At 64.9% G+C, this 24,046-nt stretch carries 22 protein-coding genes; 15 read left to right on the top strand and 7 right to left on the bottom strand.

The features are described 5' to 3' along the window. Positions 1 to 91 precede the first annotated feature (91 nt). Together RUU78_RS08510 and RUU78_RS08505 are read right to left on the bottom strand one after the other, a co-directional pair. Entirely contained in the window at positions 92 to 760 is a 669-nt protein-coding gene (locus RUU78_RS08510; RefSeq protein WP_313915584.1) for an SOS response-associated peptidase family protein, read from the bottom strand. 1,113 nt (positions 761 to 1,873) lie between these two features. Next, the gene (locus tag RUU78_RS08505; protein WP_313915582.1) at positions 1,874 to 2,353 is read right to left on the bottom strand and encodes an Hsp20 family protein; all 480 of its coding nucleotides are present in this window, start codon (positions 2,351 to 2,353) and stop codon (positions 1,874 to 1,876) included. Positions 2,354 to 2,810: 457 nt separating this feature from the next. Between RUU78_RS08505 and RUU78_RS08500 the strand changes: the two genes are divergently transcribed. Further along, positions 2,811 to 4,247: a serine hydrolase domain-containing protein gene (locus tag RUU78_RS08500; RefSeq protein WP_313915581.1), complete on the top strand. Its 1,437-nt coding sequence runs from the start codon at positions 2,811 to 2,813 to the stop codon at positions 4,245 to 4,247. Between the two features lie 104 nt (positions 4,248 to 4,351). Further along, complete coding sequence (locus RUU78_RS08495) at positions 4,352 to 4,627, top strand: hypothetical protein (protein WP_313915579.1); 276 nt, start codon at positions 4,352 to 4,354, stop codon at positions 4,625 to 4,627. A gap of 115 nt (positions 4,628 to 4,742) precedes the next feature. Here the strand turns inward: RUU78_RS08495 and RUU78_RS08490 are convergent, their stop codons facing one another. Together RUU78_RS08490 and RUU78_RS08485 are read right to left on the bottom strand one after the other, a co-directional pair. Then, on the bottom strand, positions 4,743 to 5,174 hold the full coding sequence (locus RUU78_RS08490) for a hypothetical protein (protein ID WP_313915577.1): 432 nt from the start codon (positions 5,172 to 5,174) through the stop codon (positions 4,743 to 4,745). 292 nt (positions 5,175 to 5,466) lie between these two features. Beyond that, entirely contained in the window at positions 5,467 to 6,570 is a 1,104-nt protein-coding gene (locus RUU78_RS08485) for a DUF2235 domain-containing protein (RefSeq protein WP_313915575.1), read from the bottom strand. 498 nt (positions 6,571 to 7,068) lie between these two features. On the opposite strand from RUU78_RS08485, the gene RUU78_RS08480 reads away from it, so the two are divergent. From RUU78_RS08480 to RUU78_RS08465, 4 genes are all read left to right on the top strand, one after another. Further along, positions 7,069 to 7,518, top strand: a complete 450-nt coding sequence (locus tag RUU78_RS08480) for an SRPBCC family protein (protein ID WP_313915573.1) — start codon at positions 7,069 to 7,071, stop codon at positions 7,516 to 7,518. Between the two features lie 637 nt (positions 7,519 to 8,155). Continuing rightward, on the top strand, positions 8,156 to 9,013 hold the full coding sequence (locus RUU78_RS08475) for a PA4780 family RIO1-like protein kinase (RefSeq protein ID WP_313915571.1): 858 nt from the start codon (positions 8,156 to 8,158) through the stop codon (positions 9,011 to 9,013). Between the two features lie 250 nt (positions 9,014 to 9,263). Beyond that, a complete protein-coding gene (locus RUU78_RS08470) occupies positions 9,264 to 9,734 on the top strand; it encodes a DUF1456 family protein (protein WP_313915640.1) in 471 nt (156 codons plus the stop codon). Between the two features lie 134 nt (positions 9,735 to 9,868). After that, the gene (locus RUU78_RS08465; protein WP_313915569.1) at positions 9,869 to 10,444 is read left to right on the top strand and encodes a nuclear transport factor 2 family protein; all 576 of its coding nucleotides are present in this window, start codon (positions 9,869 to 9,871) and stop codon (positions 10,442 to 10,444) included. A 58-nt stretch (positions 10,445 to 10,502) separates the two neighbouring features. Here the strand turns inward: RUU78_RS08465 and RUU78_RS08460 are convergent, their stop codons facing one another. Beyond that, positions 10,503 to 12,101: an SDR family oxidoreductase gene (locus tag RUU78_RS08460; protein ID WP_313915568.1), complete on the bottom strand. Its 1,599-nt coding sequence runs from the start codon at positions 12,099 to 12,101 to the stop codon at positions 10,503 to 10,505. A 271-nt stretch (positions 12,102 to 12,372) separates the two neighbouring features. Here RUU78_RS08460 and RUU78_RS08455 point away from each other — a divergent pair, with 271 nt between their 5' ends. The 6 genes from RUU78_RS08455 to RUU78_RS08430 all read left to right on the top strand — a co-directional run bounded on the left by RUU78_RS08455 (position 12,373) and on the right by RUU78_RS08430 (position 17,551). Next, positions 12,373 to 12,522 carry a hypothetical protein gene (locus tag RUU78_RS08455; RefSeq protein WP_313915566.1) on the top strand — a complete coding sequence of 50 codons (150 nt, stop codon included), beginning with the start codon at positions 12,373 to 12,375 and terminating at the stop codon, positions 12,520 to 12,522. 142 nt (positions 12,523 to 12,664) lie between these two features. Beyond that, positions 12,665 to 14,098 (top strand): hypothetical protein, encoded by a 1,434-nt coding sequence (locus RUU78_RS08450; protein ID WP_313915564.1) that lies wholly within the window; start codon positions 12,665 to 12,667, stop codon positions 14,096 to 14,098. 682 nt (positions 14,099 to 14,780) lie between these two features. Next, complete coding sequence (locus tag RUU78_RS08445) at positions 14,781 to 15,383, top strand: helix-turn-helix domain-containing protein (protein ID WP_313915562.1); 603 nt, start codon at positions 14,781 to 14,783, stop codon at positions 15,381 to 15,383. Next, on the top strand, positions 15,380 to 16,207 hold the full coding sequence (locus RUU78_RS08440) for an SRPBCC domain-containing protein (RefSeq protein ID WP_313915560.1): 828 nt from the start codon (positions 15,380 to 15,382) through the stop codon (positions 16,205 to 16,207). Before RUU78_RS08445 ends, RUU78_RS08440 begins: the two co-directional genes overlap by 4 nt. A 189-nt stretch (positions 16,208 to 16,396) precedes the next feature. After that, positions 16,397 to 16,855, top strand: coding sequence for a DUF3592 domain-containing protein (locus tag RUU78_RS08435; RefSeq protein WP_313915558.1), 459 nt, complete (start codon positions 16,397 to 16,399; stop codon positions 16,853 to 16,855). A 345-nt stretch (positions 16,856 to 17,200) separates the two neighbouring features. Further along, complete coding sequence (locus RUU78_RS08430; protein ID WP_313915557.1) at positions 17,201 to 17,551, top strand: hypothetical protein; 351 nt, start codon at positions 17,201 to 17,203, stop codon at positions 17,549 to 17,551. 77 nt (positions 17,552 to 17,628) lie between these two features. Here RUU78_RS08430 and RUU78_RS08425 read toward each other — a convergent pair whose 3' ends face one another. Then, on the bottom strand, positions 17,629 to 18,312 hold the full coding sequence (locus tag RUU78_RS08425; RefSeq protein ID WP_313915555.1) for a response regulator: 684 nt from the start codon (positions 18,310 to 18,312) through the stop codon (positions 17,629 to 17,631). After that, complete coding sequence (locus RUU78_RS08420; protein ID WP_313915553.1) at positions 18,309 to 19,313, bottom strand: ATP-binding protein; 1,005 nt, start codon at positions 19,311 to 19,313, stop codon at positions 18,309 to 18,311. Before RUU78_RS08420 ends, RUU78_RS08425 begins: the two co-directional genes overlap by 4 nt. On the opposite strand from RUU78_RS08420, the gene RUU78_RS08415 reads away from it, so the two are divergent. From RUU78_RS08415 to RUU78_RS08405, 3 genes are all read left to right on the top strand, one after another. Continuing rightward, positions 19,278 to 19,829 (top strand): hypothetical protein, encoded by a 552-nt coding sequence (locus RUU78_RS08415; protein WP_313915551.1) that lies wholly within the window; start codon positions 19,278 to 19,280, stop codon positions 19,827 to 19,829. The genes RUU78_RS08420 and RUU78_RS08415 overlap by 36 nt on opposite strands. 169 nt (positions 19,830 to 19,998) lie before the next feature. After that, complete coding sequence (locus tag RUU78_RS08410) at positions 19,999 to 22,722, top strand: hypothetical protein (RefSeq protein WP_313915549.1); 2,724 nt, start codon at positions 19,999 to 20,001, stop codon at positions 22,720 to 22,722. Between the two features lie 96 nt (positions 22,723 to 22,818). Continuing rightward, positions 22,819 to 24,009, top strand: a complete 1,191-nt coding sequence (locus RUU78_RS08405; protein ID WP_313915547.1) for a hypothetical protein — start codon at positions 22,819 to 22,821, stop codon at positions 24,007 to 24,009. The last annotated feature ends 37 nt before the right edge of the window (positions 24,010 to 24,046 follow it).

Below are 24,046 nucleotides of genomic sequence, written 5' to 3'. Positions count from 1 at the left end.
TTAACTTCCGCCAGCCACGGCGCCGTTCCGTCGTTCCGGAGGGGTTTCGCGCCGAACGGTCTGCACTGCGTTGCCGATGGACGAATCCCGCCTACCCTTCCGTGTCGACATAGCCCGGGCCATACAGCACTTCGGCGATGTTCGTGTTGCGCCGCACGGTCCGCGCTACCACACGCAGTTGCGGCGGCCGCAGCAATCCCCTCGCCTCGGCCGGTGAGCAGCGCAGCCAGCGCGCGCGATCCTCGACGCGCACCACCACCGGCACGTCCGTGCCGTCGTACGGGTGGACCGACATCGATCGGTAGAACACGCCAAAGGTCGTGATCGCCTTGCCGTCGACCTGCACGCTGTTGCACAGGCCCGCAAAGGTGACGGGCGTTGTCTCGGGCACGAAGGCCAGCACGTCGCACGACCCGGTCGCCGTCCAGCCTGTTGCCGGAATCAGGCAGCGCCGGGGCGGCTCGATCGCGGCCCACAGGTCGCCGGTCACGCTGGACCCCGGCACCAGTTCCGCATCCAGCAACCGATAGCGTGACGCCACCTCGCGGCGTTCGGGGGCGGTGGCCCAGCTCGGCACCAGGCCCCAGACCGCCGGGACGATATCGACGTCCGTCCGGGTGCGCACCAGGATGCGGGCGCGGCGGAACGGGCGCACCACACGGCGCGAGGCGGGCTGCAGGTGCGCAATAACCGCGTCCCAGAGCCGCGTCGACGCGGTCGGGTCGTTGGCGGGCGGCGGGTCGAGCCAGAAGGTGTCCATAGGCGCGGATACGTACATTCGTACGGGTCCGGGATCGTACACCGGCACGGGATCGGTGCCATGTCACAACCCGTAGCGGTGGGGACAGGGCATGGTCTGGCCGGCCAGACCTCGGCGGTACCGGCGTTGTAGGCTCTGGCGCCCCGTGGCTGGCTCACGAGCGCGGCGGAAATCGGTCCGGCCGCAGCGGTGACGCGCCGTCCGCCGGCAGGCGTGCGGGCCGTCATGGCGGGCCTGCCGCCGAGGCGCGGCAGATGCCGCTGAAGGGCTCGCCGCCGCACGTGCCAGGCGGGCGCGCACCGCTGTCTCACCCGACTCCGGCGAAGGACCGTCGGGTGCCGTGCCGGCCAGCCCGATCGACGGGCGAGACCCGCGATCACAGCGCGTCGTGGTCGCTCGCTGCGGCGGTGACTGACTCCCACCCGTCGTTGACTGATCGGTCGTCATGCGCGACGGATTTCGAGTCACGCGTGACTGAAAATCAGCGGACGATGAGTGGCTCGATACTCCACGGAGACTGACAATCAGCCATCGGTGACTGGGGCGCCCATCGTCCATGACTAAAAATCACTCGACGATGACTGGCAGGCGGTCATCGCTGACTGCCCGTCAGTCAGGCGTGAGCGAAAATTACTCGTCGTCGATGGCCCCACCCATCATCGATGACTGAATTTCAGTCTCGCATGACTGAAATTCGGGCATGACGCAGATTAGGACGGGCAGATCGGCAGGCGCTCAGATCAGGCCCCCCACAAATTCGGATTTTCGAGACCTGTCCCCGAACCGTCCGCATGCGCCGTAGCGCCCCGATCGCCATGATCGCCACATGCCACCGCCCGCTCCCACGCTGGTACGACCGGAGCGACGGCCGCTCTCACGGCGTGCAGCGGTACCTGCGGCACGCTTTCGTCTTCGGCACCGCTGACCTGACGTGAAGCAAATGCTGCTTCACTGCCTCGATCATGAAAAATCATCGCGATCGACGGTATCAATCGCGTGGCGCTGAATGAGGCAAACCGGCTGCAACAGGCCTCCGCGCACTGCCAAATGAAAATTGTGTTGCCTCGCAAGAACCCGATGCCGGCGGGGAAAGCCGGCATCGGGTAGCGTCGCTTACGCGACTTTCACGGATTCGATTTGCCGGGCAATTTGGCGCGTATCGCGCGGCTCGTCGCTCCGAATCTCGATGCGCCGGGGTTTCAAGGCCTCAGGCACCTCGCGCTGCAGTTCAATGGTCAACAGGCCATTGGCCAGCGACGCGTGTGCGACTTTCACATGGTCAGCGAGTTCGAAACGGCGCTCGAACTCGCGCTCGGCGATGCCCTTGTGAAGATACGTTCCCTCCGGAGCCTCGCCGCGCTTGGCGCCGGAAACGACCAGCAGGTTCGGACGATCCGACAAGGTCAATTCATCGCGATCGAACCCAGCGACCGCCATGACGATGCGATAGCCGTCCTCGCCTTGCTTGACGATGTCATACGGTGGCCAGTTATCGACTGGCTGGACCCGGGTGGCGGAATCCAGCGCGGCGAATACACGATCAAAGCCGATGCCCGTGCGAAACAGTGGTGAAAAATCGAATGTGGTCCTCATAGCCATATCCTCAGAAGTTCAAGCAACATGGGCATGAAGAAGCGTCATGCTGACGCCCTCACGGCGGACCCGGATGGCGTCCGCAGCCGGCAGATAGGACGCGGCCAAGCGATTTCAAGAGCATAAAATCCTGCCGAATTCAGGAATCGTTTAGGATATCGACTTCCGCCACTAACGGGGCCAGGTTAACTTTCTGCACAAACTCACACGTTAACCGGACCCCGTTTCACTGCGTTTCAGCAGCCGTAATGGGCTGCCGGACCAGCAGAGCGCCCACAGCGTTTCGGACATTTCGCTGGCGGCGTGCCGAATCGTGACCCGCACCAGTCCCCCATGCGGGTCCGGCATCTTCGGCGGGAATGCCCGACGCTGGATGCTCTTTTGCCCGTGCAACACTCGCCCGGCGGACCACGGCGGTCGCGCCGCCCGCTCCCCAATTCCGTTGGAGAAAGTCTGCGTGTTCAGTGGTCTTCGCCTTGCGCTGTTCGGCCTGTTGGTGTGGATTCCGTTCGCTGCCGGCGCTGTGTCGGACGAGCTGGCCGCCCGGCTCACGCGCCAGATGCACATCAACGAGCAGCGCTATGGCATCGCCGGCCAGGCCGTCGAAGTCGTGCACAACGGAAAGGTCATGTTCCGGGGTGCCAGGGGCCAGGTCGACATCGACGGCGCCACGCGCTCGACGACCGACCACATATTTCCGGCGTACTCGGTGAGCAAGCTGTTCGTCAGCACGCTGGTCATGCAGTTGGTCGAACAAGGCAAGGTCGATCTCGACCGTCCCGCCAGCGCCTATTTCCCCGGCCTGCCACCGCGCTGGAACATGATCACGGTGCGCCAGCTGCTCAATCACAGTTCCGGCCTGCCTGAGTATTTCGACGAAACGCAGATGACCGGCACGGCCCAGGCCAATGCCTCGTTCCAGCGCACGCTGCAAGCGGTCTACGCCGCGCTGGCCGACACGCCGTTGCTGTTCGCGAGCGGCGCCGACACGCGCTACACCCAGACCAACTACCTCGTGCTGACGCAGTTGCTGGAAGCGCGCTACGGCAAGCCCTATGCGGAAATTGTCACCGAGCGGATCGTCGGCGAGCTCGGGCTAAAACACACCTTTCTGGGCCGCGACACGGTGCCCAGACAAGGCGTCGTCACGGCCTATCTCGGCAACAACGGCGCGCTTGAGAAACAACCCGATATCGCCTGGCCCGACTATGCGCTGGGCCATGCCGCGCTGTATTCGAACGCTGGGGATCTCTCCACCTTCCTGCAGGCCGTGGCCGACGGTGCATTCGTCAATCAATCCACACTGCTGCAACTGTGGCAGCCGCAGAGCCTGTCCAAGGGCCAGCGAGGCTGGTTCGCTACGGGCTGGGAGGTCGGTGAAAGCGGCGCATATCGCATGGTCGGCCACGACGGCGGTGCGCGGGTGCGTGTGCGCATCCTGTTCAAGGATTCGCTGGCCGGCGATGTCTACACCCTGGTCTATCTGACCAGCGGCAGTCGTCGCAACGTCTGGACCAGAACGCTGCTGGACAGCCTCATGGCCACCGTAGCCCCCGATCAGTTCCGCAACGAAGCCCTGTCCGAGAAACTCATCGGTTTCGCGCTGCAAGCTCCCGACGACACGACAACGCAGACGTTCGCCGAAACCCTGCGCAACCGCGGCGGCTTCGACCAGAAGCACCTCGAACAGGCCGTCAACAACAGCGGATACGCCATCCGCTCCAACCTCGGCGTCGACGTCGCCCTGCCTGTCTTCACGCTCAACACCGTGCTGTTCCCGCAGTCGGCCAACACCTGGGACATCCTGGCGGAAGCGTACGAGGCCAAGGGTGACAAGGACAAAGCGAAAGCGCTGCGCCTGAAGATGAACACGGGACGCGATGCAGCGCCGTAAAGCGGCGACGGACATACCCTTCGTCGCGGGCAATCGCGCTCACCCTCGTCAAATCAGGTCGCCGGGCACCTTGAACGAACGCGACTTCCCCGCTGCGGGATGCCTTGCGCTCGCGCCGCTATCCCGACGCAACATTTTCGACGTCGACGGACAGCAGCACGGTGTCGTTCGACAACGGTGAGGTCATCTCCCGCTGGGGTGAATTCAGCTGGAAAGCCACAGAGATCAGCGCGGACAAGGCTTGCTTTGCGCCCGTCAATGCACGGGGTTCGTTCTGCTGGCAGCGCACGGGAGCCATGGTGGAGGTGACCCAGCGCTGGAAAGGCGACGATGGCAAGGACCAGTCCTACACACTGAAACTGACGCGGGTCGATGACTGACGGGGCCGTAACCGGCCAGGTTGGCTTCCTGCACAATGTCGATGAGTTGACCTGGCCGCGTTTTGCGCCATTGACCACTGCGTAGCCGTTGCGCGCTGCGCTCCGGTTGTCGGCACTACGGCCCTTTGATCACTTTGCCGCAGGGATCGAGAATCCAGAGCCCCTCGTTGAGCTGAATCCTGGCGGCCTTGATGAGCCCGTCCTTGCCGACGGCGAAATTCACGACGCAGCGGTATTCGGTTGTCGTGTCGCTGTCGAGGAATGCGCCTTTCTTGCCGAAAAGCTTGCTGCCGGAGTCGGACGGGCCTACGGAATGCAGTCCCGTGAAGCTCATCAGCGTGCTCCCGGAAGGCAATTCGTTGGTGGTGTTCGGGCTGCCGTAGGCGACCATGAGTTCATCGACGTTGCGCCCGATCCACAGGGCAAGCGTGGCTTCGTATTCCTGCTGCCTTTTGCTCGGCTTGCGCGTCTGCGCATCGGCGGGACCGACGCAGGCCAGTGCGATTGCGAGGACGCAGATGCGTCCGAATGCGGAATGCCGTTTCATCTCTGGTCCCCTAGGCCCAACTCCCCGGATCGGGATGCGGCCGCACGCGGCTGGTCTACCGTGCGGCCAGCGGCATTGTTGCCGCCTCCGGTCACGGCACCACTGCCGCGTAGGCGCGCAATCTCTCAGCCGCTTCGCGCCGTACTCCTGCTCGCCCCGGTTGTGTCGGCGGCTGCGAGCCCCCGCGGGTAGAAGGCGGTTCACTGTGGCAAACGGGCCAGGTGGGACTGCCATAGCGATGCGGCCGATCGGGACGTTCTCATGTCCGACCGATTCTCCCGGCAGATTTCCGCTAATCGTCCTGCGGGTCGATCAGCAATGGTCGGGGCGTGTACTTGCGAAGTTTGACGCTGTTGTGAACCACTGAGCCGGCTGGCACGGTGCGCGCGCGACCCGCGTGACACTGCCAGCGGTGCTGCCAGCCACCCTCGCCGTCCGGGCGCCAGCGCGGGATCGGCAACCATTCGAGCAGGTGCCAGGCCTTCTGCCGCTGCAGCTCATCGTGCATGGTGGCCTCGACGTTGGTCGCCACCACATCGGCCGTGGTCGTCGCCTTCGCGTTGTCGTCGCCGGCAAGCAGGCGCGCTGAGATCTTGGGGCGAAACGTCAGCTGGGCCTGTTCTGCGTGATCGCGCATCCAGGCCAACGGAATCAGCGAAAGGCCATGCTCGCCGGCCGGGTAGCCCCCGCCAATGTCGGCGTGCACACCCGCGAACCAGACTTGGCGCAGGTCCGTGGTTCGGGCTGGCGGTGAATCAGTTGGTACAGACTCCCGCCACAAATTCTGCACGAACATGACGCGGTGCTCGTCCAGGGCCACCGCGTGGCGCACCGTTTCAACCCGGTCGTTTGCAAAGGTGTAGTCGAACCTCATGGGCCGCCACGGCGAGCCGACGGCGCTGACCGTGTCGAACAGACCGAGGAAGCGAATGGACGGCACAAAGCGGCCGTAGGCGTTGCGGAACTCGTTGGCGGCTTCGCGATTGCCATGTCGGGCGTAGGTACCCCAGGCAAAGTCGACCATTTCCTGCAGGCCCGGCTGCAACAGCCCGACCTTGCGCAGCATGCCGGCCAGGACACGTATGGCGTAGGCGCCACGGCTGAAACCAAATCCGTAAATTTCGTCTCCAGGACGGTATTCGCTCATGAGATAGCGGTAGGCGGAGCAGACGTGGCGACGCAACATCACCGCGGAAACGGAGTCCAGCAGCATCAATGCGCGCCTTCCCCAGGGCGTGCTCATTGACGTTGGCTCGACCGTTCCCACACCGGGCTGGTAGTAGACGATCTGCTCTGCGCTACGCTCGAGCATGCGGTTCAGGCGCTGCACGTTGGTCATGCCGGCGCCCGGCGCGTTGTTCGTCCCATCAATGCAGATGACGATCCTGCGGCTCATGCGTTGCTCCCCGTGAGGATTTGGAACGACAGCGAGAGAACGGCTGCACCGACGCCGCGCGGCGCGTCTTGCGCCAACCTCGACAGGCATCGGTTACCGCAGCTACTGCCATCGCGGCGAACGACCTCTCACTGCGCCATCGTGCGACGCAGCACGCGCGCGGCGATCGTTGCCGATGCCTAGCGACAATAGAGGTTTTTTCCACTCATCCCGATGTCGATTCTCTTCGGAACGTCGGCCAGTTGCGAACCAGTAGCAATGCTCTGCTGCGTATCGCGGGTGCGAATGGGTGCGAATGGGGACACCCATTTTTCGGTGGGATACGACTGATGCTACCTTCAGCGTCTGGGCGGCTGTTTGAGCAGTTCGCTCAAGCCGAGCCGCTGTGCAGCCTCGTGCAGTTCTACCTGATTCCGCTTGCCGAAGGCCGCACAGCGGCCCGGCTTACTCAGGCGGCAGGCGCTACCGCCTGGCGTCCCCAGCTTGCCCGGAGACACGATGGGAACTATTGCGAGTCGATCAGATGTCAGGAACAAGCTCATTCCGGCAAGTCCTACCAAAGTGTTTGCGGCGATGCGCGACCCGGCACGAGTCGCCCGATGGTGGGGACCCGCAGGGTTCACCAGTACGATCCACACGTACGAATTCACGCCGGGTGGCAGCTGGCTCCTGACGATGCACGGGCCCGATGGAAAGGACTATCCGAACGAAAGCCGCTTCACGCGTATCGTTCCGGACCGGCTGTTCGAGATCGAGCACCTGAACGGCCATCACTTCGTGCTTACCATCGAACTTCAGCCACACGTGCAAGGGACTGACGTGACGTGGTGCCAGACGTTTGACACCGCCGAGTACTACAGGCAGCTGGCCGAGTTCGTCGCCATGGCCAACGAGCAGAATCTCGAGCGACTGGCCGCCGAAGTCGCGCGAGGCGAGCATGCCGCCTGATCCTTCGCTTGAGCGGACCTCGATCGGCCTCGTCTGCGAGACGCTTGTGGTGATCGCCGCTCCTCGCAGGCCGAGTCGCGTCTGGCCCGTTCCGCGCAGAGATCGTCCGTCGTAGTTTTCGTTTCTCTCCGCGCAGCATCCGTCGAAGGCTATGTCCATGTCACCGCATTCGCGTCATCGTTGGCGGCTTCTGCACATGCCACCGCTCTGCTCGCTCATCGAAAAATGGGGGCGATAAATGGGGACACCCACCGTTCGGATTCTTCCGACATCGCCCCCGCCACTGAACACGTCGGCGTAGCGCCTCCGCACGAGTTCGCGTAGGCAGCAAGCTCGTCGGGCGTTCCTGACGGAAAGGTTTCCCGAAAGAAGTCGACGAACGCTGCTACGCGTGTGCTCAGACGACGACGCGACGGGTAGAGCAGCCATAGCTCGATGTCGGGGCCGTCGACCTCTCCCCAAAGCACCAGGGTTCCTTTCGCCAGATCGCGGCTCGCCAGCGACAGGGGCAGCCGTGCGACACCAACGCCCGCGCACGGCATCGCGGACCATGATCATCGGGGACAGGCCAAGCCTGGGCTCGACCTCCAGGGTGACTTTGCCAGACGAATTGTCTCCGGCCCCTTAGAATAGCGCGATGAAAACCCCTACCGCGCTGCAGGCGCTGATCGACGACGGTGTCATAGACGAGGTGTTGCGTCCGCTCAAGAGCGGAAAGGAGGCTGCGGTGTACGTGGTCCGCAGCGGCGACGATGTCCGTTGCGCGAAGGTGTACAAGGACATGGCCCAGCGCAGCTTCCAGCAGCGTGTTCAGTATCAGGAAGGCCGCAAGGCGCGCGGCAGCCGCGAGGCCCGGGCGATCGGCAAGGCGACCAAGTACGGTCGCAAGCAGCAGGAAACCGCCTGGAAGAACGCCGAAGTCGATGCGTTGTACCTGCTGCGAGAAGCCGGCGTCCGCGTGCCTGAGCCATATGGCTACTACCACGGTGTGCTGGTGATGGAGCTGGTGACCGACGCCGAAGGGTTCTCGGCGCCAAGGTTGGGCGAGGTCGAGTTGACGGCCGAGCAGGCGCGGGAATTCCATGCGGTGCTGGTGCGGCAGATCGTGCGCATGCTCTGCTGTGGCCTGATCCACGGCGATCTGTCGCAGTACAACGTGCTGGTGGGGCCGGACGGCCCGATCGTGATCGATTTTCCCCAGGTGGTCAGTGCTGCCGGCAACAACGCCGCCCGCCAGATGTTGCTACGCGACACCAACAATCTCACCGCCAGCCTGGGGCGGTGGGCGCCGGAACTGCTCGACACCTGGTACGGCGAGGAAATGTGGGCGCTGTTCGAGGCAGGCAATCTCCTGCCCGAGACGGCACTGACCGGCAAGTTCGTTCATGACGAGCGCACGGTCAACGTGGATAGCGTCCGAGAGGCCATCGAAAACGCCCGTCAGGAGGCGCTGATCCGCCAGCAGGGGCGCGAGGCGGCGGCGACGGATGATTGAACGCCTTCCCATGCCTTGTCTGCAGCTGAGCGTTGCTCCGCTTGTCAGGAGCGCGCAGACATTTCGAATGAAGTTGTTGCCTGACAGTCTGCTGAAACACCGGCAATCGCCGTTCTTCATAGGCCGTGAGGACGTCCCGACAGGTGTCGGATGTGCGAGCTGGAAAACTCCTGGAGGGGGGATTTTCAGAAACCTGCCAAGAACCGATATACGGTCCACCGATGCACGTGTTTTCAACCACCGGCCCGCCATGATCAACAACGACATACTGCGCAGCATCCGCTACATGCTTGACCTGGGCGACCACAAGGTCGTCGAAATCGCGAAACTGGTCGACCCGGCTTTCCCGCTCGAGAAGACCGAAGTGCTGGCATTTCTGCGCAGAGAAGATGATCCCGAGTACGTCGTATGCAGTGACGACATACTCGCGCACTTTCTCGACGGACTGGTTATCCATTTCCGGGGGCGCAACGAAAGCCTGCCATCACGGCCGGTGGAAAAGCGCATCACCAACAATCTCGTACTGAAGAAATTGCGTGTTGCCTTCGAAATGAAGGATGTCGATATGCAGGATGCCTTCGCCGCAGCGGGGTTTCCGCTGTCGAAACCGGAGATGACCGCGCTGTTCCGTCAACCTGGCCACCACAACTACCGTGCCTGTGGCGACCAGCTGCTGCGCAATTTTCTCAAGGGCCTGACCCTGCGCGTGCGCGGCGACTGAGCAGGCGGGTCAAAACTTCTCGCTCACCGGCAGGTAGCTCCATTCGCTGACCGGCATCCTGGCCAGCGAGACCTTTCCGATACGCAGGCGCCGTATCGCCACCACCTGTAGGCCTACCTGCGCAGACCCCGGATTTGGACACCCACGATTCGGACTCTTCCGACTGGCCCTTTGCTTGCCGCGACCGCACCGGCGTTTCTCTGCTACAAACGCGCATCGCTCACGCTTTTTTGTGCGTGACCGCCCTGCCCGCTGCCGATGAGCGCGCGAGCGAGCCGGCAAAGAAGAATCACCGCAACCCCAGGAGGCAAGACCGCATGACCCCTGACCCGATCGCCCGCTGGCATCGCCTCGTGAACGAACGCGACGCCGCCGGACTGGATGCACTGCTGGCCGAGGACGCGGTATTCCATTCGCCGGTGGTGCACACGCCCCAGGTCGGCAAGTCGGTCACCCGGGCGTACCTTGCCGCCGCGCTCGCCGTGTTCGGCAATGACTCGTTCCGCTATCGGCGCGAACTGCACGGCGAATACGACGCGGTGCTGGAGTTCGAACTCGAACTCGACGGCATCGCCATCAATGGCGTTGACATGATCCGCTGGAATGCCGAGGGACGCATCACGGAGTTCAAGGTGATGCTGCGCCCGCTCAAGGCGGTCACGCTGATTCACGAGAAAATGGCGGCCATGCTGCAGGCGGTGCGGCGCTGACGACGTCACGTCGTGAGTCGCACGCTCGCGGCAGAGAGTGCGACCACCGCACACCGGACTACCAGTCCGTCGGCCGGTAGTCCTTCAGGAATTGTCCCCACACGTGTTCGCCGGTGTTGATGCCGGCGATGATCGGGTCGACGATGCGCGCGGCGCCATCGACGATATCCAGCGGCGGATGGAAGCGCTCCTCGATCGTCTTGCGTGCGGCGATCTCGACGGGATCCTCGTCGGTCACCCAGCCAGTGTCCACGCTGTTCATGTGGATACCGTCGTTGTGGTAATCCGTTGCCGCGGTGCGCGTCATCATGTTGAGCGCGGCCTTGGCCATGTTCGTGTGCGGATGGCGGGTCGTCTTGAAGTTGCGGTAGAACTGGCCCTCGACGGCGGACACGTTGACGATGTGCTTGTCGCGCCCGGGTGTGCGCAGCATCAGCGGTTTGAGCCGCGCGTTGATGATGAACGGGGCAACGGCATTGATCAGCTGCACCTCGAGCAATTCCACCGATGGCACTTCGTCCATCTGCAGGCGCCAGGAATTGCGCCCTCGCAGGTCGATCTGTTGCAGGTCCTGATCCAGTCGCCCTTCCGGGAACAGATGCGACTGTGCGATGAACTCGTCCGGCAATAAGGGGACTTGGGACAGCCGTGCGGAGTCCAGTACAGCCGCTTCCGGATTCTGTAGCGACGGTGGCGTGCCGGCCGTCGCGGCAGCGCCCGTGTCGCTGGCGCCTTTGCCATGCTCAGGCAGGATGCGGTAGCTGCGCAGACCGGCGTAGCTGCCCAACAGCTTGCGCACATTGTCCGGCGAGTCCTGCACGGCGGCAGTCTCGCCGGCCATCATGTGCGCGTAGAACCCGGGCGGGCGGCGCACGGTCTGGCAGGCGTTGTTGATGATGAAATCCAGCCGCTCGCGCGTCGTGAGCACGTGCTGGCAGAACGCCTCCACGCTGGGCGTGTGGCGCAGGTCGAGGCCGAAGATCTCCAGGCGATGCCCCCACTGCGCGAAGTCCGGCTCCTGCGCGTAGCGTGCCGCCGAATCGCGCGGAAACCGCGTGGTCACGATGAGCTCGGCGCCGGCCCGCAGCAACTTGAGTCCTGCCTGGTAACCGATCTTGACGCGGCCGCCGGTCAGCAACGCAACGCGTCCGCGCAGGTCGGCCAACTCGGTGCGTTTGGAAAAATTGAACGGTGCGCAGGTGGGGCACAGCTGGTCGTAGAAATGGTGGATCAGCGAGTACTTCTGTTTGCACACGTAGCAGTGCTGCGGCTCGATCGCCTCGCGCGGTTCGGCTGCATCGTCGTGAACGTCCTGCGGCACGAAAGCGTCCGGCGGAAACACGTTCGGCGTCGTGAATACCGGCCTGCGCCGCAGCACGCGGATGCCGGTTTCGTGCAGCACGGCATCGTCGCTGCGAATCTGCGCTTTGCCGCGTTCACGTGCGGCGGCCTTGCGCCGCTGCCGGCGTGCGACCGGATCGGGAAGGAAGATCTGTCCTGCGACTGCGTGCAGGCGCCGCTGATCGTCTGCCGGCAGTCGATTCACCAGCGTGCTGTCGGCCGCCAGCTGTTCAAGCACGGTCATCGCCGCGCGTACGCGCTCCAGCAAAGCGAGGTCGTCGATGCCAGCAGCGAGATTTTGTGCAGTCGTAGTCACAACGTGTGATCCATGGTGGGTGAGGCGCAGGCGCGCGTCGCGGGCTGGGTGGCATGCCGTGACTCGCGAGCCGTAACCGGGACAGGGGTCGAATCCGACAGCAGAGTCCGGCTGACGAACTGGACAAGACCCTGAAGTTTACCGGCTCATCGCGGAATCGTGTGGGTGATTCGGGCATCCAGTAGTTGCTGTCACGTCGTCAATCAAGCCATCTTTCGGCTGCGGAAGGTCGGCGGATTCCTGCTCTGACTGTGTGCTGGGGGATTCCCTGATGAAGACGGGCCGTAACCTGCGCGAGTTGTTCTCCTTTCCTGGCTTCGTGTCAGCGGCGACGCTCAAGGGCGTGTGCGGTGATCCGAAGGCGCGGGTCGTGACCTTGCGGCGCCGAAAAAAACGGCGATGTGTTTCCAGCGCGACCTGAATTAGGACACCCAGAATTCGTTTCCGGGATTCCCGAATGGGGACACCCACAATCCGTACGCCAATCCGTCCCGTGTCAACCGAATTGCGCGGCGCGCGTTCGCCTAGGGTGGCGACTGGATCTTCCCGGCGAGGCAACGACGATGACGATGCGCAAAGGCGAGTGGCGGTGGGCTTACCGGTCGTGCCTTGGCCTGGGGGCAGCGGCACTGGTCGCCGCCTCCCCGGCAGGGGCGCTCGGCAGCTTGGGTATTCCCGATACCATTTCAGGGTACCCGACCAACGTTGGTTTCCTGATCATCGGCCACAGCACCAGCGGGCAAGGGCAGTACCCGGCCAAGCTGATCGCCAGTCTGAACGACGCGGCACATGTCGAGGACGCGCGCCACTATGTGCAGTTCAGCGCCATCACGCCGAGCGATGGCGGGATGTTGTGGTCGCTGCTGTCGGTAAGTCCCGGCGACACGCGCTACGAGCGTGTTACTGCTTCAGCCGGCGCCGGCGAGACATCGTCGCCACAATGGTGCGAGAGCGCCGACGCGCAGCGCTGGTCGTGCCGCCGCGCCAAGATCGATCACCTGCTCGACGGCAGTTTTCCGCTGCCGGCAACTGGCACCTGCAACAATTCGTCGATCACCGCAAGCTGCGCGCAGCCCGCTTCGGCACCGTGTACCTGGTACGACCGCACGCTGCCGCTGAATCAGAATCCGGTGACGCAGATGCTGCCGCCGACCGCCTGCTGGCAGCGGATGGACTACCGCATCGCATTGATCCAGGACACGTCCAATCGCAGCTGGCCGATCGACGACTACGATGCCAGTGGTGCGGTGGACGGCAATGACGTCTGGGATTCGACGCGCGTTCCGCGCGCACGGGCCCTGCCCTGCCCGGCGTCCTCAGGTGTCGTCAGCGGTCGGGTGGACTGGAACTGCGATGGCGCGATCGGCGCGGAAGACGGTGTGCTGGCGGTATACGCTGGGTGGTTGCGTAAGCTCTCCGATGAGCTGCTGGACGACGGGCGCTACGGAGCGGCGGCGCTGGATGCCGTGTTGATCACGCAGAAACCCGTCGAGATGGGGCAATGCTCGCTATGGCCCAGTTCCGAAGGACCCATCTGCGCCGGCGACCGCCATGCGTTGCGAACGCCGACGCAGATCGCCTCGACACCGGGTCGTCCCATGGATCACTACTACGTGCCCACCGCGTTCTGGGAGCATCGGGTGATCGAATTCCTGTTCGCCGAGCCGGGGCTCGATCCGCGTATTCTGCCGGCCAGTCCCGGAGACGCTCGCCGAATGTGGAACCGCAGTGCCGCCTGCTATGCGCTGGGCCAGAGCGACACCGACTGGCATATCCCCGCGAAAGTCGCCGGGCGCCCGACGACCATCGCCTCCGACGACAGCGAAATCGATACCGGCGGCGCGGCCACTAGCGCCACCGTCGGCTGCATGGTCGCCGACCATATCCATCACAACGACAACGGCGGCTGGATGATGGCCGACGTCTGGTACCAGGGACTCAGCGGGCCACTCTGGTCGCAGGCGGAAGACCTGATCTTCGCGGATGCCTTCGAATAGGCCTGTGGCCGCCAGAAAACCGGGACGAACGCAGAACAACGCAGCGTGCGTGGGCGCTGACCGTCGTCGTTTACAGCATCCGGCATCAGCGGCAACAGAGCGGCATCAGGACATCCACAACTCGGATTCTTCCAACACCTCCCCCAGAACCGCGCGCTCGCGCGATGGCGCCGCGCTGGCCATTCTGGCCACAAGACCACCGCCCGCTCCCACTTCATTACGCGGGTAGCGGCGGTTGCTATCACTGCGTGCCGATGGATTGGGATGCCGATGGATTGGGACGATGGATTGGGACACCCACAATTCGTGCCGCACGCTGCCGTTCACCACCGCTGCCCAGTCCAGTTGCCCGGTGAGCTACCGCTTCGCACCGGCTGGCGTCGGACCAGTGCGGCAGGTCTTCGGCGTTCTTGCCACTGCCCCCGGCGCTGACCTGCGCCATGTCACCAGGCATTTATAAACAAATAGCACAATTTCACGTTATCTTTTTTACATGGTAGCGTTAACCCAGAATGTACCGCGGGGGATAACCCCCAATCGAACTGAGCTGGCTCCGCTCCCGTAGCATTGCCAGCCACGAGTTTCAGCTGTCGAAGGCGCGCAAGGCGCCCGGTGTGATGACGCCGGCAGAAGCCTTGGTTCGCCATTGACAGTAATTATTGTCAAGGCTACCGTCCGGCGCATGCTCGATATCCACGTCATCGATGATCCGGTGGTCGCCGCGGCAGCCCTGGAGCCCACGCGCAGCCGGCTCCTGTCCGAACTGGCCTCACCCGCCTCGGCAGCATCCCTGGCCGCACGGGTCGGCCTGGCGCGGCAGAAGGTCAACTACCACCTGAAGGCGCTGGAGGCGCATGGGCTGGTGCGGCTGGCCGACGAACGCAAGTGGGGCGGGCTGACGGAACGGTTGCTTGTCGCGACGGCCGCATCGTACGTGGTTTCTCCGAACGCCCTGGGGCCCATCGCCGTTGATCCGAAGCGGGACGTCGACCGGCTGTCCGCGAGTTATCTCATTGCCCTGGGTGCACGGATCATTCGCGACGTGAGCGACCTCGTTCGTCGCGCGCAAAAGGCCAACAAACGCCTGGCCACCCTGGCGGTGGATGCCGAGGTTTGCTTCCGCTCACCGACGGAGCGCGCCGCGTTCAGCAAAGAACTCACCGAAGCCATCGCGACTCTCGTCGCGAAATATCACGACGACACCGCCCCCGGCGGCCGCCCGCATCGCCTGGTGGTCGTGGCGCACCCCCTGCCGCAAACATCCGAGACCAAGGAATCCTCATGAGCGTGAAGCAAGAAGCCAACGGCCGCCGATCGATCCAGACAGAATTCGACGTTCCCGGCACGCCGGAGGACGTCTGGCAGGCCATCGCCACCGGGCCGGGCATTTCGGCGTGGTTCGTGCCGGCAGTGTTCGAGGAGCGCGACGGCACGCCCATCGCCGTGACGTACCAGTTCGGCCCGGGCGCGGAAATCCGTGGCGCGGTGACGGCATGGGATCCGCCGCGGACCTATACGGCCGAGCAGATCGAAGGCTGGGGCGGCGCGCCGCCCATGGCCACCGAATGGAGCGTCGAAGCGCGCGCGGGCGGCCTGTGCCGCGTGCGCATCGTTCACAGCCTGTTTGCCAGCACGGACGCGTGGGACGAGCAGCTGCAGGGCGCCGAGTCCGGGTGGTCGGGGTTCCTGGCGATCCTGCGCATCTACATCGCAAACTTCGCCGGCCAGTCTTCCGCGCTGACTCAGCTGAGGAGTTCCGCGGCCTGCACGGATGCCGAGATCTGGGCAGCGCTGCTGGATGCCACGGGACTGCAAGGCATCCGTGTCGGACAGCACGTCGCGTCGCCGGCAGGCGTCCCGCCATTCAGCGGCATCGTCGAATACGTCACCGGGAGCCCGTACGACGCGCTGATACGGATCGATGAACCTGCGCCGGGTGTTCTGGCCCTCGGCGTCGCCGGCATGCCCGGCGGCCCGAGCATGGTCGGGGTAAACCTGTATTTTTATGACGATCAGGCGGCTGACACACTCGCCCGCGAGGCACCGGTATGGCAGGCGTGGCTGCACGAACGCTTTCCGCTGACGGCTGAACCGGACGATAGCGTGTAAAGCTAAGGACACCAGGTTCGCTTTCTGTATTCTGGAAAACATGCGGGAAGCAAACCTGGCTCCGTTCCGGTGCCGACGCCCTCGACGCGACGACTTCTGGCGCGCGGGATCGCTGGTGTGTTCGGATTTTCTTCGGTCACAGGCAGCCTGTGCTCGCGTGGTTCGAATCAGATCGGAAACACTCGACCTATGATGAACACAGTCTCGCTTCTCATGGCCCTGGTCTTGTGCGGCGGAGGCATCTTCATGTCTGTGCTGTTTGGGCAGCGTGTCCGGCTTCGTGTCGCGATGGCAGGTTGGCCCCGCATCCGAGGAATCGTGCGCGAGCATCAGGTTCACGCCCACCGCAATCTTCACGGGACCGGCCACCATCGGCCGATCGTAGTCGTCGAATGCGCGTCCGCTGGGCGGAAATGGATCGTGCGATGCGATTCGCCGACACGAATCGGGTTTGCTACCAGGCAAACCGCGCTGTCCAGCATGGGCGACTTTGCGATTGGGAGAAGCGTAGAGATCTACATCGATCCAAAGAATCCTCAGCGGGCGTTTCTCGGCCCCCCCGAGATTTCAGCGCTGCTCCTGCTTTCGCTGGGATCGCTTCTTCTGCTGGCCGTGGGCGTAGGCGTCCTGAAAGGAACACGGATGTAGCACGGCGGCATTCGAAGCACTGGTTCACGACACTGCGCGCAAGCCCGGTGTCCCAAGCGAGTAAGCGAAGCCCAACCTGGAATGCGCTGACGGCGCGGCACAGGTCCGGGAGACGGCGGCGAGGCGCGGCCCTCGCCGCCGTCTCAGATCAGTGGCGCAGATCCGAAAGATATGCGGCCCCCTCCGCTGTGAAAACAGCATCGGGCGCCGCAAGGACGGACTTCTCCTCAATTCCTCCATGCGCGGTGCAATCTGGGACGTCATCCTGCGTCCCTGCACCCAGGCAATGTGGCCACGTGGAGCGAGGAGAAGCGCATGCAGTACCGTCATCTGGTTTTCATGCTCATGAACGCGATCGCGATATCGAGCGCGATGGGACAGGCACCGGATCACGGCGGGCGGCGCCCGCCCCCGCCTGCCGACATGGCGCGCGAGCTTGGCCTCGATGCCGCGCAGGCGCCGCAGTTCGTGCAGATCATGGAAGATCAGCGCGCCAAACGCCGCGCGCTGCAGGCACAGGCGGATGCCGACCGCGCAGGGATGCGGCAGCAGATGGACGCATTGCACGAGGAGACCCGCACGCGCCTGCGCAGCGTGCTGAGTGCCGAGCAACTGGCACGGTTCGAGCAGCTTCGGCCCCGACCACCGGGACCGCCGCCGCGCGAACGCCACGGCATGTCAACGGACCGGCGCTGACGCCGGGTTGGCCATTCCGCCGCGCGCATCCGCGCCACGCCAGGCGGCAACGCGGTTCGCGCAACGGCCGCGCGAGTTCAGGCAGTTTCGTCGAATTTGTATCCGATGCCATAAATTGACTGGATCGGATCATAGCCACCGGCTGCGTCGGCAATCTTGCGGCGCAGATTCTTCACATGACTGTCGATGGTGCGGTCGCTGACCACGCGATGGTCGACATAGATCACATCTAGCAACTGGTTGCGCGAGTGCACGCGGCCGGGATGCGCGATCAGCACCTGCAGCAGGCGGAACTCCACCGGCGTCAGCGGAAGCCGCGCGCCGCGCACGCGCGCCTCGAAGCGATCGGGCTGCAGTTCGATCTCGGGCTTGGGCGCGACTGCGCCTTGCCAGAGGTGTGCACGCCGCAACTGCGCGCGTACTCGGGCGACGACCTCGCGCGGGCTGAACGGTTTGCACACATAGTCGTCCGCGCCAAGCTCCAGCCCCAGCAGGCGGTCGATCTCCTCGATCCGCGCGGTCAGCATGATCACCGGAATGGTCGAAAACGCGCGCAGTTCGCGGCAGACGCTGAATCCGTCGAGGCCGGGCAGCATCAGGTCGAGCAGGACCAGGTCCGGCGTGTTCTGCCGAATCCACGCGACCGCGACATCGCCTCGGTCCAGATGATCGACGCTGAATCCGTCGGCGACCAGATAGTCGCGCAGCAGCGCCGCAAGCTTGGGTTCGTCCTCGACGATCAGGATGCGCGCGCCGCTCATGCGGAGATCCCGCGACGCGGCAGGTGCACGGTGATGCGCAATCCGCCCAGCGGCGAACGCGCGGCAACGATGCTGCCCGCATGCGCCGTCACTATACTTTTACATATTGCCAACCCCAACCCGGCGCCACCGCTGCTGCGGCTGCGCGAGGAGTCGCCGCGGAACAGCCGTTCGAACAGACGCGGCAGATCGGCCTCGGCGACGCCCGGCGGCGTGTCGTCGACATGGATCTGCCAGGCTTTCGGCAGGCGCTGTGCCTGCACGCGCACGCGCCCCCCCGCATCGCTGTAGTGCGCGGCGTTCGCGAACAGGTTGTCCCAGAGCTGGGACAGCCGCTGCGCGTCGCCCTCGATGTGCATCGCCTCGTCCGGCAGCTGCAGTTCGAGCTCCAGGCCGCGTTCGCGCAACAGCGCGGCATGGCCCGCGGCCGCTTCACGCAACAGCTCGCCGAGGTCGAGCGTCGCTAGCCGATACGCCAGCGCGCCGACGTCGGCGAGCGCGAGCTGGTACAGATCGTCGATCAGCGCGCCGAGACGCTCGGTCTCCACGCGCAACGATGCGATCGCTGCCGGTGTATACGGACGAATGCCGTCTTCCAGCGCGTGGATCTCGCCACGCAAAATGGCCAGCGGCGTGCGCAGTTCGTGCGAGATATCCGCGATCCATTGCCGCCGCGCCTGACTCGCCTGTTCCAGTGCCAGCGCCAGGCGATTGAAATCGTGCGCGAGTGCGCCGATTTCACCGCCACCGGCCGCCACGCGCGCGGTGAAGTCGCCGGCGGCGAGCCGCCGCGCACCCTCGGTGACCTTCTGCAACGGGCTCAGTACGCGCGCGCCGAGCGCAACCGACGCCAGCAGCGCGAGCACCAGTGCGACACCGCCGGCACCGGCGGCGATCCAGGTCTGGTGCCGCACGAACGTGACATCCTCCTCGCCGCGCAAGCGCGGAAGCGGCGTCAGCTTCAGATGACCGACGACTCGTCCGTCGACGTCGATCGGCACGTCGAAGTCGGCGTGTTCGAGCACGCCGCCACCACCCACGTGCCTGCCCTGGAGATCCAGCAGGATCAGGCGCGCCGGCAAATCCATGCCACCCGGCCGGCGCGGCGGCGGGCGGTCCGCAGGCGACAGCGGGCGAACCGGACGACGCAGCAGGACATCGTCCTGCGGCGTGGGCCGCTCTTCTGCGCGCGGCGGCGAATCAGCGGCGCGTGGTGGTGGGACTTCTTCGCCGGGAGGCCTGTCGTCGTCGCCCGGCATAACGCCTTCGCGTTCCAGGCCAGCGCCGACCAGCGCCAGCCAGACGCGTGGACGCTGTCGAAGCGCATCCCAGCTGCCGACGTCGCGGTAGTGTCGGGCAAGTACTCCCGCGACCGCCGTCGCACGTTGCCGGTCCAGGGCACTCAGATAATCGACCAGGCCGCGCCGGAAGGCCTGCTGCTGCACCAGCAGCACACCACCCAGCGCCGCAACGACAAGGAGGGCGTTGAGCAGGAACAGCTGATGCCAGAGTCGTAGGCGCACGTCCGCACAGTAATGGCAGATGCCGCGGCGCGAAACCCGGCCGGCCCAAGTTCCGCGATTTCTTCACGATTCCGCAGGACCCGGCAATCTCCACAGTATCTGCGCATTCCCTTCCATTTCGCAGCCCAGTGTCCGCAGCAGACGAATCGGGCGGAGTGAAGACATGGGGATGCGCACGAAGTACGGGCTGCTGGTGTTGGTGTTGGTGCTGGCGATGGCGGCGGACACGGCGATGGCGCAAAACCGGGTCGTCGGCTGGGAAAGCGCGCAGGTCCACCCGCTGGAACTGACGCCCGACGGCAGCCGCCTGCTCGCGGTCAACACGGCCGACCAGCGCCTGGAGGTATTCAGCGTGGCCGCCGACGACGGAAGCCTGACTCCGCTGGCGTCGATCACGGTCGGCATCGAGCCCGTCAGCGTGCGCGCACGCGGCAACGCCGAGGCCTGGGTCGTCAACGCCCTGTCGGACAACATCAGCGTGGTCGATCTGGCAACCCTGCGCGTGACCCGCACCCTCGACGTGGGCGATGAACCCGGCGATGTGGTTTTCGCCGGTAATCCACAACGCGCCTTTGTCAGCATCGCCGAAGCGAACCAGGTCAAACGCTACGACCCGGCCGACCTCAGCGCCGCGCCGACCATCGTGGCATTGCAGGGACGGCGACCGCGTGCGCTGGCGCTGGCACCGGACGGAAGCCAGGTCCATGTCGCGTTCTTCGAATCCGGCAACGCCACGAGCATCGTGGATATTCCCACCGTGTCCAATCCGGCCGGCCCCTACGCCGGCCGGAACCCGCCGCCGAACAGCGGCGCGGCCTTCGATCCGCCGCAACTGGCCGCCAATGGCACGGCCCCGCGCGTCGCCCAGATCGTGCGCCGCAACGCGGCCGGTCAGTGGCTGGACGACAACAACCGCAACTGGTCGAACCTCGTCGGCTGGAACGTGCTCGACCACGACATTGCCACGATCGCTACAGACAGCCTCGCCGTGAGCTACACCGATCGCCTGATGACGACCGTGATGGCGCTCGGCGTGAAACCCGATGGTCGCGTGGCCGCCGTCGGCACCGAGGCACTTAACCAGATGCGCTTCGAACCCAAGGTGCAAAGCATCTTCGTGCGCGTACAGATCGGCTCGTTCGATCCGGCCAACGCGGCGCTGACCCAGGTCGCCGACCTCAACCCGCATCTGGACTACACGCTTCGCAGCGCGCCGGCCGAAGTGCGCGAACAATCGCTCGGCGACCCGCGCGGCATCGTATGGCACCCGTCTGACGGGCGCGCGTTCGTCTCTGGCATGGGCTCGAACAACGTCATCGTGACCGACGCCTCGGGCGCGCGCTCGGCGCGCATCGATGTCGGCCAGGGTCCGACCGGGCTTGCGTTGAACGCGAGTGGCTCGCGCCTGTACGTGCTCAATCGCTTCGATGCGACGATCTCGCGCATCGACACGGCCGCACCGGGCGAGGTCGGCCGCACCGCGTTCTTCGATCCCACACCCGAGGCGATCCGGCAGGGCCGGCCACTGCTGTACGACACGCACGCGAACAGCGGCCTGGGCCAGATCGCCTGCGCCAGTTGCCACGTCGACGCAAAATCCGACTTCCTCGCCTGGGATCTGGGCGATCCGCAGGGCGCGCTCAAGGCGGTCAACCTGACCTGCCTGCCGGGACAGAGCTGCGGGGTTTGGCATCCGATGAAGGGACCGATGCTGACCCAGAGCCTGCAGGGCATCGTCGACGCCGGCGCCATGCACTGGCGCGGCGACCGGGAAAACGTGTCGGCGTTCTCGCACGCGTTCGTCGGCTTGCAAGGCCGCGACAGCGAGCCGAGCGCTGCGGACATGGGCAAGCTGCAGAACTTCCTCGCTCTCGTGGCCTATCCGCCGAATCCCAATCACGCAGCCGACGGCAGCCTGCCGGCCAGCGTTGCCGTCACCGGGGGCAACGGCAACCCGGCCAACGGCAGGAACATCTTCCAGAACCAGCCTACGCTCGGCGGCGGTCCCTGCACGGTCTGCCATGCGTTGCCGCTGGGCACCCGGAATATCGTCGATAATCCACAATTACCTTTGGCGCCACAGCCGATGAAGGCGGTGCAGCTGCGTGGACTGTGGGACAAGGTCGGCTGGTCCAAGACCAGCCAGACCAATCTGCGCGGCTTCGGTTTCAACAGCGATTCCGAATTCGACTCGCTCAGCGCGCTGTTGCAGGTGGGCTTCAACTTCGGGCCGCCGGCGACGGCGGCACAGGCGCGCCGCGACGTCGAGGCCTTCATGCTGACGTTCGACACGGAAACGTTCGCTACGGTCGGCAGGCAGATCACGTTCAACGGCGCCAACAACGCCGATCCCGCGCTGACCGCGCGCTTGAACGTCTACCTCGCCCAGGCCGACGCCGGATCGGTCGGAGTGATTGCGCACAGTGCAACCCGCGGCTACGTGTATGCGACCCAGGCGATCATGCTGACCGATCGGGAGAACGCGCCGACGACACCGGCCGCGTTGCGCGCCGCTGCCACCGCTGCCGAACCGGTCACCTTCACCGTGGTGCCGAGCGGCACGCACTACCGCATGGGCGTGGATCGCGACGGCGACGGCTACTTCGATCGCGACGAGCGCGACCACGCGGCGCAGCCGGACGATGCCAGCTCGACGCCCACCGGGTTCTGCCGCGCTGACTTCAATGCAGATCACCTTCTCGACGCGACCGATCTCGCCGCATTCACTACGGCGTACAACGCAGGCAGCGTGCGCGCCAACTACGACCATTCACTGTCGGCAAACGGACTGCCGACGATCACGTCGGCCGATCTGGCAAGGTACCAGAGTGACTACAACGCAGGCTGCCCGCTGGTAGACCGGCTGTTCGTCAGCACGTTTGAGTAGGCCCGCAGCCCGAATTCCCGCGCGCCCGATCCATGCCGTTGCGACCGAAAAGCGTCGCGCGGCATCCTTGGCCGAAACCTCGCGAGTATCGTGCCGATGAGTGGTCGCTCCCTGTCTGGACTCCTGCTGTTCCTGCTGCTGTTGCCCTGGCGTGTCGTCGCGTCGGAGGCGGCGCCGACACGCGTGATCGTGCTGGGCGTTGATCACTCCACTCAGCTGGTTGCGCGCGGTGACCAGCCCGCCGCGCTGGAAGCTTTTCTCGATCGCGCCAAACCCGACGCGATCTGCGTGGAGCGCACGCCGGACGCGTTCGCTCGCAACGACTTCCACGAGTTCACCTACGAAGTGCAGGGTGTCGTGCTGCCGTACGCGCGGCGTACCGGTGTCGAACTGTGCCCGGTCGACTGGGAACCGTCCCGCGAAGACCAGTTGCTGGGCTTCGGCATCGACCTGGACGCGATACCCGAAGCGCGTCCGGCGCAGGGATTCCACCAGTTCCTGTCGTTTCCGCAGGCTGCGACGCTGCAGCGCGGGCTGCTGCACGCGGACAATCCCGACAACGTCGCCAAAGTGACGCAATGGGCGGCGCAGCCCGCCGCAACGACAGCCAACGACCTGCCGCGCCGCCTTTATCTGTACCGGACGTTCATGCAGGCCAAGCGTCTGGCGCAGGCGGCCAAGGCGCATCCCGCCGGCACTGTCCTGCTCGTCGTCGGCGAATTCCACAAGCGCGACATCGAGGCGATTCTCGCCAGCGATCCTGCGATCGTGCTCGTCCAGCCCTCCGCCATCGGCGAACCCGACGCCGACGAAGTGCGCAATCATCAGCGGCGCGAGTACCGGCTTGCGATCGCCACGTTCAATCTGCTCGGTGTGCAGGCAAAAACCGGCAATGTGGACTTCGCGTGGCTGCGCGAGGAGATCACGCAACTGCAGGCCGAAGACGACACGCCGGAAGTGCAGTTGCTGGCGACCCGCCTCGATCTGCTGGAAGGCCGCATCGACGCGCGCCAGGCCATTGCCCGCTACGAGCGCATCGCCCGGATGGACAGCGACCCGGCATTCACCTGGAATGGGGTCAAGGACCGCGCGCGCGTCGACTCGTATTTCGATCCGTTTGGCAATCTCGGCGTGCGCCGGCGCGCCTTGATCGAATCGGCGCGGGAATGGTACCGCTCGGGCAAATCGGCCAAGGGCGATGCGCTGCTGGCACCTGTCCTCAAGGACCTTACGGCGCGCCAGCGCGCGCAGGTGGAGAATTACTGGCGGCGTGAGTTGGCGACGTGATGACGATCGTTTTCACGTCGTGTGCTCTGAGAAGCCC

The sequence above is a fragment of the Tahibacter sp. genome, assembly GCF_032229445.1.
Taxonomy (GTDB): Bacteria; Pseudomonadota; Gammaproteobacteria; order Xanthomonadales; family Rhodanobacteraceae; genus Tahibacter.
This window is presented reverse-complemented; position numbering and strand designations above follow the sequence as displayed.

Excerpts from the sequence above, each read along its gene's own strand:
- RUU78_RS08410 (WP_313915549.1), top strand. The coding sequence starts at position 19,999 with ATGGGGATGCGCACGAAGTACGGGCTGCTGGTGTTGGTGTTGGTGCTG.
- RUU78_RS08510 (WP_313915584.1), bottom strand. The coding sequence starts at position 760 with ATGGACACCTTCTGGCTCGACCCGCCGCCCGCCAACGACCCGACCGCG.
- RUU78_RS08475 (WP_313915571.1), top strand. The coding sequence starts at position 8,156 with ATGAAAACCCCTACCGCGCTGCAGGCGCTGATCGACGACGGTGTCATA.
- RUU78_RS08450 (WP_313915564.1), top strand. The coding sequence starts at position 12,665 with ATGACGATGCGCAAAGGCGAGTGGCGGTGGGCTTACCGGTCGTGCCTT.
- RUU78_RS08490 (WP_313915577.1), bottom strand. The coding sequence starts at position 5,174 with ATGAAACGGCATTCCGCATTCGGACGCATCTGCGTCCTCGCAATCGCA.
- RUU78_RS08470 (WP_313915640.1), top strand. The coding sequence starts at position 9,264 with ATGATCAACAACGACATACTGCGCAGCATCCGCTACATGCTTGACCTG.
- RUU78_RS08485 (WP_313915575.1), bottom strand. The coding sequence starts at position 6,570 with ATGAGCCGCAGGATCGTCATCTGCATTGATGGGACGAACAACGCGCCG.
- RUU78_RS08430 (WP_313915557.1), top strand. The coding sequence starts at position 17,201 with ATGAACGCGATCGCGATATCGAGCGCGATGGGACAGGCACCGGATCAC.
- RUU78_RS08480 (WP_313915573.1), top strand. The coding sequence starts at position 7,069 with ATGGGAACTATTGCGAGTCGATCAGATGTCAGGAACAAGCTCATTCCG.
- RUU78_RS08425 (WP_313915555.1), bottom strand. The coding sequence starts at position 18,312 with ATGAGCGGCGCGCGCATCCTGATCGTCGAGGACGAACCCAAGCTTGCG.
- RUU78_RS08445 (WP_313915562.1), top strand. The coding sequence starts at position 14,781 with ATGCTCGATATCCACGTCATCGATGATCCGGTGGTCGCCGCGGCAGCC.
- RUU78_RS08435 (WP_313915558.1), top strand. The coding sequence starts at position 16,397 with ATGATGAACACAGTCTCGCTTCTCATGGCCCTGGTCTTGTGCGGCGGA.
- RUU78_RS08440 (WP_313915560.1), top strand. The coding sequence starts at position 15,380 with ATGAGCGTGAAGCAAGAAGCCAACGGCCGCCGATCGATCCAGACAGAA.
- RUU78_RS08455 (WP_313915566.1), top strand. The coding sequence starts at position 12,373 with ATGAAGACGGGCCGTAACCTGCGCGAGTTGTTCTCCTTTCCTGGCTTC.
- RUU78_RS08505 (WP_313915582.1), bottom strand. The coding sequence starts at position 2,353 with ATGAGGACCACATTCGATTTTTCACCACTGTTTCGCACGGGCATCGGC.
- RUU78_RS08415 (WP_313915551.1), top strand. The coding sequence starts at position 19,278 with ATGACCGACGACTCGTCCGTCGACGTCGATCGGCACGTCGAAGTCGGC.
- RUU78_RS08405 (WP_313915547.1), top strand. The coding sequence starts at position 22,819 with ATGAGTGGTCGCTCCCTGTCTGGACTCCTGCTGTTCCTGCTGCTGTTG.